Annotated in this window: 11 protein-coding genes; 3 read left to right on the forward strand and 8 right to left on the reverse strand. The window is 63.1% G+C overall.

Annotation, left to right across the window (positions count from 1 at the left end; translation table 11 throughout):
* Positions 1-17: 17 nt before the first annotated feature.
* Together P8Y64_11390 and P8Y64_11395 are read right to left on the reverse strand one after the other, a co-directional pair.
* Complete coding sequence (locus tag P8Y64_11390) at positions 18-461, reverse strand: YtoQ family protein (GenBank protein MEJ2061067.1); 444 nt, start codon at positions 459-461, stop codon at positions 18-20.
* 55 nt (positions 462-516) lie between these two features.
* A complete protein-coding gene (locus P8Y64_11395; protein ID MEJ2061068.1) occupies positions 517-2,406 on the reverse strand; it encodes an ATP-binding cassette domain-containing protein in 1,890 nt (629 codons plus the stop codon).
* Between the two features lie 122 nt (positions 2,407-2,528).
* Between P8Y64_11395 and P8Y64_11400 the strand changes: the two genes are divergently transcribed.
* Positions 2,529-3,794, forward strand: a complete 1,266-nt coding sequence (locus P8Y64_11400) for an MFS transporter (protein ID MEJ2061069.1) — start codon at positions 2,529-2,531, stop codon at positions 3,792-3,794.
* A gap of 34 nt (positions 3,795-3,828) precedes the next feature.
* Here P8Y64_11400 and P8Y64_11405 read toward each other — a convergent pair whose 3' ends face one another.
* The 4 genes from P8Y64_11405 to P8Y64_11420 all read right to left on the reverse strand — a co-directional run bounded on the left by P8Y64_11405 (position 3,829) and on the right by P8Y64_11420 (position 6,973).
* Positions 3,829-5,160, reverse strand: a complete 1,332-nt coding sequence (locus P8Y64_11405; GenBank protein MEJ2061070.1) for a tetratricopeptide repeat protein — start codon at positions 5,158-5,160, stop codon at positions 3,829-3,831.
* A 111-nt stretch (positions 5,161-5,271) separates the two neighbouring features.
* The gene (locus P8Y64_11410; GenBank protein MEJ2061071.1) at positions 5,272-5,685 is read right to left on the reverse strand and encodes a hypothetical protein; all 414 of its coding nucleotides are present in this window, start codon (positions 5,683-5,685) and stop codon (positions 5,272-5,274) included.
* Positions 5,686-5,729: 44 nt separating this feature from the next.
* On the reverse strand, positions 5,730-6,395 hold the full coding sequence (locus P8Y64_11415) for a zf-HC2 domain-containing protein (GenBank protein ID MEJ2061072.1): 666 nt from the start codon (positions 6,393-6,395) through the stop codon (positions 5,730-5,732).
* Positions 6,396-6,400: 5 nt separating this feature from the next.
* Positions 6,401-6,973, reverse strand: a complete 573-nt coding sequence (locus P8Y64_11420) for an RNA polymerase sigma factor (protein ID MEJ2061073.1) — start codon at positions 6,971-6,973, stop codon at positions 6,401-6,403.
* Between the two features lie 285 nt (positions 6,974-7,258).
* Here P8Y64_11420 and P8Y64_11425 point away from each other — a divergent pair, with 285 nt between their 5' ends.
* A complete protein-coding gene (locus P8Y64_11425; GenBank protein ID MEJ2061074.1) occupies positions 7,259-7,882 on the forward strand; it encodes a DUF2380 domain-containing protein in 624 nt (207 codons plus the stop codon).
* A gap of 18 nt (positions 7,883-7,900) precedes the next feature.
* Here P8Y64_11425 and P8Y64_11430 read toward each other — a convergent pair whose 3' ends face one another.
* Entirely contained in the window at positions 7,901-9,466 is a 1,566-nt protein-coding gene (locus P8Y64_11430; GenBank protein MEJ2061075.1) for a sensor domain-containing diguanylate cyclase, read from the reverse strand.
* 177 nt (positions 9,467-9,643) lie between these two features.
* Here P8Y64_11430 and P8Y64_11435 point away from each other — a divergent pair, with 177 nt between their 5' ends.
* The gene (locus P8Y64_11435) at positions 9,644-10,582 is read left to right on the forward strand and encodes an aldo/keto reductase (protein ID MEJ2061076.1); all 939 of its coding nucleotides are present in this window, start codon (positions 9,644-9,646) and stop codon (positions 10,580-10,582) included.
* 21 nt (positions 10,583-10,603) lie between these two features.
* Here the strand turns inward: P8Y64_11435 and P8Y64_11440 are convergent.
* A partial coding sequence (locus tag P8Y64_11440) for a hemolysin III family protein (GenBank protein ID MEJ2061077.1) occupies positions 10,604-11,107 on the reverse strand: 504 nt, incomplete at its 5' end.

Raw genomic sequence — 11,107 nt, forward strand, 5'->3', positions numbered from 1 at the left:
TGTTCATGCCGCCAACGTCAGGTACTGACGTAGCGCAGGATTTCCACCACCTGTTCCGGCTCGCTCGCGGTCGCGAGCGCGGCGCCGTCGACCTCCTTGAGGGCGTGGGTCAGCTCGGGGTCGTGCAGGACGATCAGCGGCTTGCCCAGTGCCGCCGCGTACCCGGCATCGAAGGCGGCGTTCCACTGACGATATTTGTCGCCGAAACGCACCACCACGATATCCGCTCGTTCGAGGAAGCTGCGCGTACGGATGGCGTTGATCTTCGCCCCCTTGTGATCACGCCAGAACGGCTCGGCCTCTTCACCCAGGATCGCCTCACCGCAATCGTCGCTGGCCGCATGATCGGTCACCGGGGAGAGCAGCTCGACATCGAGACCCGCCGCTTTGCAGCCCTGGGCGATGCGTTCGCGCCAGTCGGTATGAATTTCTCCGGAAAGATAAACGGTCCACAAAGGCATAGGTTCGCTCCTGTCTGTTATGGGTTAACGGCATCACGCCCGCAGGCTTGAATGCTCAGGAATTCTGCGTCGCCTCCAGTGCTTCCCAACGGGCATAGGCATCCGCCAATTGGCGGTCGACCTCGGCCAGCTCCTGCTGGACCCGGGCGATCTCCTCCTTGTCTTCCTGCTTGTAGAATCCGGGGTCGCTCAGGCGTTGCTGCAATGAGGCCTGGGAAGACTCCAGTTGCTCGATATGCCCCGGCAGGGATTCAAGCTCGCGCTGATCTTTGTAACTCAGCTTGTTGCCCTTGCCGCTTTTGGGCTTCGACGCTTGCGCCGGCTTCGCGGTCGTGGCGGCACCGGGCTGCACGGCAGGACGCTGGCGCACCCAGTCGTCGTAACCGCCCACGTACTCGCCTACCGTTCCCCCGCCTTCGAACACCAGGGTGCTGGTGACCACGTTGTTCAGGAAGGCGCGGTCGTGACTGACCAGCAGCACCGTTCCCGAGAATTCACCCACCAGTTCTTCCAGCAGTTCCAGGGTTTCGGCATCCAGGTCGTTGGTCGGCTCGTCGAGAACGAGCATGTTGGCCGGGTTGATGAACAGCTTGGCCAGCAGCAGGCGGTTGCGCTCGCCGCCGGAGAGCGCCTTCACGGGCTGCCGGGCACGGGCGGGCGCGAACAGAAAATCCTGCAAATAGCTCAGCACGTGCCGCGGCTTGCCGTTGATCTCCACCATGCTTTTGCCGGCCGCCACGTTGTCCTGCACCGACTGCTCCTCGTCGAGCTCCGCCCGGTACTGGTCGAAATAGGCGATCTCGAGATTGGTGCCCAGGCGAATCCTGCCCTCGGTCGGTTCGAGTTGCCCGAGCAGCAGGCGCAGCAGGGTCGTCTTGCCGGCGCCGTTGGGGCCGATGATGCCCACCTTGTCCCCGCGCAGGATGGTGGTGGAGAAATCCCGGATGACAGGACGCCCTGCATAGCTGAAGCCGACGTTTTCGGCCTCGACCACCAGCTTGCCCGAACGCTCAGCCTCCTGCACCGCCAGCCGGGCCTTGCCGGTGCGTTCGCGGCGCCCGGCGCGTTCTTCACGCATGCGCTTCAGCGCCCTGACCCGTCCCTCGTTGCGGGTTCGCCGTGCCTTGATGCCCTGGCGGATCCACACCTCCTCCTGGGCGAGCTTTTTGTCGAACAGGGCGTTCTGGCGTTGTTCCGCCTCCAGCGCCTCCTCCTTGCGGCGCAGGTAGGTCGCGTAATCGCCCGGCCAGTCGGTCAACACGCCGCGGTCCAGTTCCAGGATGCGGGTGGCGAGCTTCTGCAGGAACACGCGATCGTGGGTGATGAACATCAGGGTGCCGCCCCAACCGAGCAGAAAGGATTCCAGCCAGTCGATGGCCTCGATATCCAGATGGTTGGTCGGCTCGTCGAGCAACAGCAAGTCCGGTTCGGTCACCAGCGCCTGCGCCAGCAGGACACGGCGCTTGAGTCCGCCTGACAATGCGGCGAAATCGGCGTCCGCATCGAGCTGCAGGCGTGACAGCACCGCTTCGACGCGCTGCGTGACCGACCAGCCGCCCTGAGCCTCGAGTTGATGCTGGCAGCGTTCCAGTTCGGCCAGCTGGCGCTCGCCGCCGCCGGCCACCTCCTGTGCCAGTTGGTGATAACGGGCCACTAGTTCACCGACCTCGCCCAACCCCGCGGCCACCACGTCGTAGACACTGCCGTGCGTGTCAGCGGGCACCTCCTGGGGCAACTGGGCCACGCGCAGTCCTTCCTGGCGAACGATCTCGCCCTCGTCGGGGTGAATGGTTTCCAGCACCAGTTTCAGCAGCGTGGACTTGCCCGCGCCGTTGCGGCCGACGAGGCAAAGCCGCTCACCCGGCTCGACACGGAAATTGACGTGGTCCAACAGCGGCGAAGCGCCAAAGCTCAGCGACACATCGCGAAAATTCAACAAAGCCATGTAGATCAAAGGTCCGGCGGTGTATTGAACCGGGCATTCTAACGCGTTCGCCCTTTACGCTTGCGCCCTGCAACTCGGCCGGCCCAAGATAGCCGTGAAACAGGCTAACCCCGGGTCCCGCCATGCCAGCCAGCCTGCCCGCCCTGCAACCCGCGGAACGAACCGCCGTGGCCTGGTCGTTCGCCTACGGATTCTCGCTGCTGGCCGCCTATTACGTGCTGCGTCCGATCCGCGACGAAATGGGTATCAGCGGCGGCCTGGGGGCGCTGCACTGGGTCTTCACCGGCACCTTCGTCGCCATGCTGCTGGCGGTCCCCCTGTTCGGTTATGCGACCCGGCGCTTCGAACGCCACCGGCTGCTGCCGCTCGTATACGCCTTTTTCATCGTCAACCTGCTGATCTTCTACGGCCTGCTACGCGTCGATGCTTGGCGTGCCGACGCGGCCCGCGCCTTTTTCATCTGGCTCAGCGTCTTCAACCTGTTCGCCGTCTCGGTGTTCTGGAGCTTCATGGCGGACCTGTACACCAACAGTCAGGCCAAGCGCCTGTTCGGCCTGATCGCGGCGGGCGGCAGTGCCGGCGCCCTGCTCGGACCGACCCTGACCACCCTGCTGGTGATCCCGCTCGGTCCGGTCAATCTGCTGCTGGTGGCTGCGGTGCTGCTGCTGTTCGCGATGCTCTGCATCGGCCGCCTGAACCGGTGGGCGCATGAGGCCGGCGCCGGGCATGCCGCTACCGGCCGACCGCCGGAGGAAGGCCCCATCGCGGGCGGCCTGTGGAGCGGCATCGCGTGTCTGCTGCGCTCGCGTTATCTGCTGGGCATCGCCGCCTTCATCCTGCTCTATACGACGCTGTCGACCTTTCTCTATTTTCAGCAGGCCCACATCATTGCGGAGAGCTTCAGCGGTTCCGCCCAACGAACACGCGTTTTCGCCGCCATGGATCTCGCCGTGAACCTGCTCACACTCACGGGACAACTGCTGCTTACCCACCGCGCCGTGACCCGCTTCGGCCTGCCGGCGACACTGGCCTTGATCCCGGGCATGCTGATGCTCGGCTTCGGACTGCTCGCGGCCGCGCCGGTGCTGGGGGTGTTGGTCGGCGTGCAGATCACCCGTCGCGCGGGGAATTACGCCTTTACCCGCCCCGCCCGGGAAATGCTGTTCACGGTCGTGAGCCGCGAGGAGAAATACCGCGCCAAGAACGTGATCGACACGCTGGTCTACCGTGGCGGCGACGCCGCAAGTGCGTGGGTGTTCGCCGTCCTGAGCGGACTGGGCCTGTCGCTCGGCGCACTGGCGCTGGTGGCGATACCGCTGGCAGGCGTCTGGCTGTGGGTCGGGTGGTGGCTGGGTCAGCAGCGCGAACGGCGCGCGGCAGCGGCCTGAGGCCCCGGCCAGAAAACCCGGCCGGGGCCCGTACTCAGAACAGGTACTCGGCGCCGCCCATCACCACGTTGCTGGTGTAGCTGTAAACCGCGATGTTGGAGTGATTGTCCTTGTATTCGTAACGCAGGAAGGCGTCCGCACGCCGCGTCAGCTGCCGGGTCAGGCGCAGGGTTGCGCGCACGCGGTCGTCGTCGCGGCGTACGACCTCGCCGGTGGAAAGGATGTTGGAATCCGCATAGCGGCTGTTGCGATAGTCCGCCCCCGCGTTGAGGCTCCAGCGGTCGGGCAGCAGCCAGGTCACATCGGCATGGACCGTGTTACGCGTGGGGGAATAGCTGTAGAACACCGTACTGGTCCGGTAGTCGTTGCGATTTTCGATATCCAGACGATAGTAGGCACGCAGCTGAACTGAATCGAAGAACCAACGCCCTTCCGCCATGAAGTCGTGCGCATAACCGGCCAGATAATCGTAAACGCTGTCCAGTGAGGAAATGTCGTGATACCGGTAACGCAACCGCAACCGGGAACGTGACGAGAAATAATGCGTTCCCTGGGCGCTCAGGTCGAGGGTGCGCAGATAGTTCTTACTGCCCAGGTGGCTGAAGGTTGTATAGCCACCGAACTCGCCGTTCCAGCTACCCATGGGCAGGGTCTTGAACAGGCCTAGGTTGACCAAGGTGAAATCGTAGCTGTTGAGATCGAAGTAATCGTCGCGGAACGCGCTGGCCTTCAGCAGCAGACCGTCTTCGCGCTTGCCGTGCAACACGCCGTTGACGGTGCCGAACAACTCCAGGAAATTGTCGGACTTGCCGCTCACCCCCGTACCGGTACCCAGATTGGTATTCTCCAGGGTGACATTGTCGTCATGGCCGATACCGGCGAACACCGCCCCTATCCAACGCTTCCCGGCCGCACGCCGCGTCGTTGTATCGACGCGGTCCAGCATGCGCGCGGCAAGCTCCTTGAGTTTTGCATCATCCGTCTCGGCATAGACACGCCGGAAGTAACCGCGGGCGACCTCGGTATCCCCTTGGCGCAGCTTGACCAGCCCCAGGTTGTAGTGGGCGATCGCCGTCATCTTCGGATAGCGGGCAACCTTCTGAAACTCCGCCTCGGAACGCAGGTAATCCTCGAGGCGATAGTAGGTCACACCCAGGTTGTAGTGGACGGCCGCGGTATCCATGCCGGCCTGACGCGCCTGCTCGAAGGCCTGCGCGGCCTGCCGATACTCGCCGCGCTGAAAGGCGGCCTTGCCGGATTCGAAATATTGATCGGCGGTCGCTGCGAACGCGCGCCCGGGAAGCAGCACGACAATGAGCAGGACAAAGAGGAAAAAGGAGTGAAACCTGTTGAAGGCAAATGGCATGAGGTGGCTCCCAATACGGCTTATATTGTAATTGAACTCCAGACACGCAAAAGTCCCTCCCCCGGACGGGGGAGGGACCCAAACTGACCCTGTCGGGTCATCCCACGAAAATCAGTCGCTGCTGTCCTGACTGTCGTGTGCGCTCTCAACCGCATCCGAGCGCTGATCGTCCATCTGCTGCTGCTCCTGCTCCATTTCCTGACGCGCCTCATCCATCTGTTCGCGCTGGGAATCCATATGATCCTGGCTGTCTTCCAGCGAGTCATGTGCGACGTGATCCGTTCCGTCGTCACTGCCATTATGTTCGCGCTCCTGTTCCTGATGACGTTCACGCACCTGCTCCTTGGCATGCTCGTTGGCCTGGTCGGGCAACTCGATATCGCGAGTCACATCCTGCGCCGAACTGGACCCTGCGTCCATGATCTGCATCGTGACGTCGCCACCCAGATCGTCGGCGGCCAGGACCGCTCCGCTGCCGAACAGGCCGGCGGCCAATACCATCGTAGTCAGTACCACTTTGCGCATATCGTTCTCCTTAATCCAATCAAGTTCAATCTCAAAACCGTTGCTCACACGTGCCCAATATTCTGTATGGGCAGCAGAAGGGTTCCACGTTCACTTACTTCCAGAGGCACCCGGAATGACTTGCTGCTGTCGCCACGACGAATGGTCGCCACCAGTTCACCCGCCATCGGCCGTTCCGCGATCAGGTGCAGCTTGAGCAGATTGCGTCCCTTGGCCAGCCGGTCCTTCCACACCACATGCCGCTGCCCCGGATAACGGGCCAACGAAACCCCGGCCGGCAGTTCCAGGCTGAAGGTCACACCCTCCAGGTCCTTGCTGGCATTGAACGCCAGATCGACGGTGCGCTCCTGATGCAGCGTCATCTGAATACCGGCCGTCGCATCGGCCGGTGCCGGGGGACCGCCCTGCCAGACACCCACCACAACCCATACCAGCAGTCCTGCCGCCACCGCGCTGCCGAAGCCGGCGGCAAAACCCAGCGGCGCCCGCGACCGCTTACGCGCCGTATGCAGGACCCGCGCCTGGAATCCGGGGGAGGCCGGCGGCAACGGCAGGTGCCGCAGACCATCCATGAGTTCACGCATCGCCTGCAGTTCCCCACGGCAGGACACGCATCCCTGGAGATGATGCTCCAGCCGCTGAACGTCGACCCTGGACAGCGTGCCCTCCAGATAATCGTCGAGTTGAGTTTTGGCCTGATCGCAATTCATTTCGGTTACCTCTGTTCGTTAACACGACGAGGCGTCGGAAAGGGTTCCCTGTCGAGTGCATCACGGAGGGCGCGGCGTGCCCGATGCAGCCGGGACTTCAGCGTACCGAGGGGCGTATCGATGATTTGTTCGATTTCTTCGAGGGTATATCCCTCGACATCGTGCAACGTGACAACGACGCGTTGATCGGGATTGATGCCACGCAGGGCCTGCAGTAGGCGCATCTGGAGTTCGTCACCCTCCGCCAGCAGGCCGGGCTCCGGCCTGTCGCAGCTGAGCTCCGACAAAACGGCTTCGCTTTCCGCTACCGCCTGCACCAGCGGCGAGCGCTGCCGACGCCGCACCTCGTCCACGTACAGGTTGTAAAGCACGCGCGCCAGCCAGGTACGGGCCCGCTCCAGGCGTTCCAGTTCATCCAGGCGGGGATAAAGCTTGATGACCAGTTCCTGCACCAGATCCTCGGCATCCTCGCGGTTGCCGCACCAGCGATAGGCAAGGCGATACAGGTGTTCGAGATGAGGCACGAGCAGGGCCTCGAAGCGCCTGGTCTTGCGGGGAAATGACAATAGCCGCGGCATATGTCCTTACACGAACAAAATAAAAATAAGGTTCCAGGAATTTATTCCGGCCCGCATCGGCGTCCCCTCGACATCTAATTATTACCGCCCGACACGCGCGGCCCGTACCGGCGGCCGGTACATTCGCCCGACAAAAGGCGAGGCGCTCTATTGACAGCCGCCCGTTTTGATTCTATCAACAGACGGTACTGCCGCTACGCTCCGGTCCGCCAATACCATGGACCGGTCCCGCGACACGTTCCCCCGGCAAACCCGCCGACTTCCGGACCCGGCCAGGAGCCATGCATGAAAACCACCGCCCCCAGGACCCACATGATGCTTCGGTCACGATACCGGACCTTGCTGCGCCAGCTCTTGCTGATCATTCTGCTGAGCATGACCAGTGCGGCAGCATGGGCGGGCACCGCCCCGAACCACGCAAAACCGTCGCTCGTGGTCATTCCTTTCGATCTGTTCGATTTCTCACTGGATCAGCGGCCGGTGACCGTAAACGCACTGAACCGCTGGGTGCATGACCTGCCGCTCTGGATCAAGCAGGATCTGAGCAAAAGCGGTGACCTGCGGATAATCGACGAGGCCGGCCTGCGCCCGGACCTGCAAAAACTGGCCGGTGATTATGCCCATCCCACCGCCTGCCGTTCGTGCATGATCGAGCTCGGCGAGCAGGCCCACGCCGATTATGTGCTGGTGGGTCAGGTGCACAAACTGAGTAATCTGATCACCTACTTTCAGATTCAGGTCGACGACGTACACACGGGGCGGGTCGCCTATCACATCGACTCCCGCGCCGACGGCGCCGACAACACCGCCATGTGGCACCATATCGCCCATCGCATCGCCGAGGAGATCCAGCAGTCCGGCTCCCTGACGGCATCGCATCAATCCGCGGCTGAGGCATCCGTCCCATAACCGGCGGTATGCCCGTCGTCAGCGGGCGGCGTATTGTTCCACCCGGTTGCGTCCCAGGGCCTTTGCCTGGTACATGGCCGTATCGGCGTGGTTCAGGGCCAGGTCCATACTCGCCGCACGCAAATCGACTTCGGCCAGGCCGATGCTGACCGTCATGTCCAGGGTGCCGGAGGAAGTCTGCACCGGAGACTCCTGGACGTGGTACCGGATGCGTTCCGCCACGTCGAGCGCCTCCACCGCACCGGTTTCGGGCACCAGGATGGCAAACTCCTCGCCGCCCAGCCGCGCCATCACATCGTATTGCCGCAACTGTGAGCGGATCAGATCCACCACCTTCTGCAGCACTTCGTCCCCCACGGCATGGCCGAAGCGGTCGTTCACGCGCTTGAACAGATCGATGTCGATCAAAAGCACACACAATGAACGCCCTGAACGGCGCGCACGCCAGACTTCCCGTGCCGCCGCCTCGAAGAAATAACGCCGGTTGTGCGACTCGGTGAGCGGATCGGTGTTCGCCAGCCGGGTCAGCTCTTCCTCCATGGCCTTGCGCGCGGTGATGTCCACTAGGCTGGCCAGCACCGCTTTTTCGTCGTGATAGTTCACGATAGCGGCCGAAAACAACACCATCACTTCATGGCCGTCACGGTGCTTCAAAGCAAGTTCCACGTCTTCCAGATGCTCCTGCTTCTGCAGCTGTGCCAGCAGCCTGGGGCGATCCGCCGGATCCATGTAGAAATCGACGGTATGCGCCCGCCTGATGACGGCCGGGTCGATATCCAGCAATGCGCCGGCCGCCGTATTCGCACGCAATATGGCGCCATCGGACAGGCGGGTGAGCACCATGGGAATGGGCGCCACGTCGAACAGACGCTGCAGGTTCTCCTGACTGGCACGCGACAGCTGCTCGGCGAACTCGCGCTCCTCGATCTCTTTTTTCAGGCGCTGGTTCAACCGGCTCATCCGGTGCAGCCCTTCACGCTCCACGCGCTGGCTACGGTTCAGAAACCGCGCGAACATCAGCCCCAGGATATTGATCAGGATGAGCAGCAGCACCGGTATCGTCATACCGCGCAGCCCCGCTTCCAGCGAGGTGGCCGCCAGCACGCAGAAACTCAGCGTCAACACCAGCGGGACCAGCAGTTGAGCCAGGCTCAGGTTGGGCAAAAAAACGTAGTACGAGATCACGATGACGATGGTGCTCAGGGTGTGAAAATCGACGCTGCCGCCCTGCACCGCGACGATAATCAGAAAGCCCGTCGCGATGTAGATCTCGAACAGCAACAGCGCCAATCTGACCCGAGGCCCGTTGTAGTCCGCCGCGCGGGTGAGGGACACCAGCCACAGGCCCATGCCCAGACCGCCCAGGCGCAGCACCAGCAGAAACCAGAAAGCCGGCGTGAGTCCCACGGACTGATAGTCGGAAATACCTGCGATGGCGAATATCAATCCGCCGACGATGCCGACGGCGGCTATACGCTCGGCCAGCTGCGGCCAGATCTCGCCGCAGAACTTGTCCTCCAGACGGGAATCCAGAAAGGTTCCCGTCAGAGTGGAGATGGTGAGATGACCCGTTTTGCCGGACATGGGATACCAGGCGGGTGGTTGCGGAATGCTGGACGATAATCAGGCATAAGTGTCTTTAACTATACGTCAAGGTTCGATATTTAGCTCCCATCTGCCGGGAACACCTTCGATTGCGAAAGGAGACCGAAATCCGCCCGCCTGGACTAAGCTCAAGGGGAAACGCCGGAGGATCCCGTCATGAACACGACCGCACCATTGCGCTTTTCGCGCCGGCGCTTTCTCCAGATGGCACTGGCCATCTGCGCCGGCGGACTGTGGCCCAAGCGCGGCCTCGGCGCACAAACCGATCGCCTGCTGCACCGGCGGATCCCCGCCAGCGGCGAACTGCTCCCGGCCGTCGGTCTGGGCACCTACCGCGTCTTCGACGTGCATGATGACGCCGCCGCGCGGGCCCGGCTCGAAACGGTGCTGCGGCGCTTCGTCGCACTGGGCGGCAGCGTGATCGACTCCTCCCCCATGTACGGCAGCGCCGAGGCGGTGGTGGGCGACCTGAGCGCGGCCCTGGGACTGCGTGAACGCCTGTTCCTGGCGACCAAGGTCTGGACCACGGGGCGAGCCGCCGGCATCCGCCAGATGGAGGACTCCCTGCGGCGCATGCGCACGCCGGTGATGGACCTGATGCAGATTCACAACCTGGTGGACTGGCGCACCCAACTCGAAACCTTGCGCGCGTGGAAACGCGAAGGCCGGATCCGCTACATCGGCATCACCCACTACGTCCCCGGCGCCTTCGACGAACTCGAAGCGATCATGAAGGGCGAGCGGATCGATTTCGTGCAGCTGCCCTACTCGATCGCGACGCGCGACGCGGAACGCAGCCTGCTGCCGCTGGCGCAGCAACGGGGCATCGCGGTCCTGGTCAACCGTCCTTACGAACAGGGTGCCCTGTTCCACCGGGTCCGGGGCCGGCCGCTGCCGCCGTGGGCGAATGATTACGGCATCGCCAGCTGGGGCCAGTATTTTCTGAAATTCATCCTGGCCCATCCGGCGGTGACCTGCGTCATCCCGGCGACGGGCAAACCCCGGCATCTGGAGGACAATATGGGGGCGGGGTTCGGCAGGCTGCCGGATGCGGCCGCCCGCGAGCGCATGGCCGACTATTTCATGCGGAGCTGAAGGCGGGCGGTGCGACGGGAATCAGATCACGTAACCGGTGATCACGAAATAATGGCAGGCGCTGCCCACCAGGATCAGGACATGCCAGATGGCATGACCGGGGCGCCAGATCTTGCCGAGGACGTAAAACGCGACGCCCACCGTGTACGCGATGCCGCCAGCCAGCAGCCAGTCGAAGGCATGCGCCGGCAGCGCGGCCAATAGCGGCTTGATCGCCACCACGCCCAACCAGCCCATCACCAGATAAAGAATCACGGGCACAATCCGCCGCCCCTTGCGCGGCATGGAATCGATGACGATACCGACCAGCGCCAGCGCCCAGATCGCCGCGAACAGTGTCCAGCCCCACACGCCGTGCAGGGTGATCAGGGTGAACGGGGTATAGGTGCCCGCGATCAGCAGGTAGATCGCGTTGTGGTCGAAGATGCGCGCCAGGGCCTTCGCCTGGCCGGTGGTGCTGTGATACACGGTCGAAAAGACGTACAGCAGCACCAGCGTCGTGCCATACACGACCGCGCTCACCAC

This window comes from Gammaproteobacteria bacterium, from assembly GCA_037388465.1.
Taxonomy (GTDB): Bacteria; Pseudomonadota; Gammaproteobacteria; order SpSt-1174; family SpSt-1174; genus JARRKE01.

Bases quoted from the DNA above. Each gene is read 5' to 3' on its own strand.
- P8Y64_11400 (MEJ2061069.1), top strand. From the start codon at position 2,529: ATGCCAGCCAGCCTGCCCGCCCTGCAACCCGCGGAACGAACCGCCGTG.
- P8Y64_11430 (MEJ2061075.1), bottom strand. From the start codon at position 9,466: ATGTCCGGCAAAACGGGTCATCTCACCATCTCCACTCTGACGGGAACC.
- P8Y64_11410 (MEJ2061071.1), bottom strand. From the start codon at position 5,685: ATGCGCAAAGTGGTACTGACTACGATGGTATTGGCCGCCGGCCTGTTC.
- P8Y64_11415 (MEJ2061072.1), bottom strand. From the start codon at position 6,395: ATGAATTGCGATCAGGCCAAAACTCAACTCGACGATTATCTGGAGGGC.
- P8Y64_11435 (MEJ2061076.1), top strand. From the start codon at position 9,644: ATGAACACGACCGCACCATTGCGCTTTTCGCGCCGGCGCTTTCTCCAG.
- P8Y64_11420 (MEJ2061073.1), bottom strand. From the start codon at position 6,973: ATGCCGCGGCTATTGTCATTTCCCCGCAAGACCAGGCGCTTCGAGGCC.
- P8Y64_11390 (MEJ2061067.1), bottom strand. From the start codon at position 461: ATGCCTTTGTGGACCGTTTATCTTTCCGGAGAAATTCATACCGACTGG.
- P8Y64_11405 (MEJ2061070.1), bottom strand. From the start codon at position 5,160: ATGCCATTTGCCTTCAACAGGTTTCACTCCTTTTTCCTCTTTGTCCTG.
- P8Y64_11395 (MEJ2061068.1), bottom strand. From the start codon at position 2,406: ATGGCTTTGTTGAATTTTCGCGATGTGTCGCTGAGCTTTGGCGCTTCG.
- P8Y64_11425 (MEJ2061074.1), top strand. From the start codon at position 7,259: ATGAAAACCACCGCCCCCAGGACCCACATGATGCTTCGGTCACGATAC.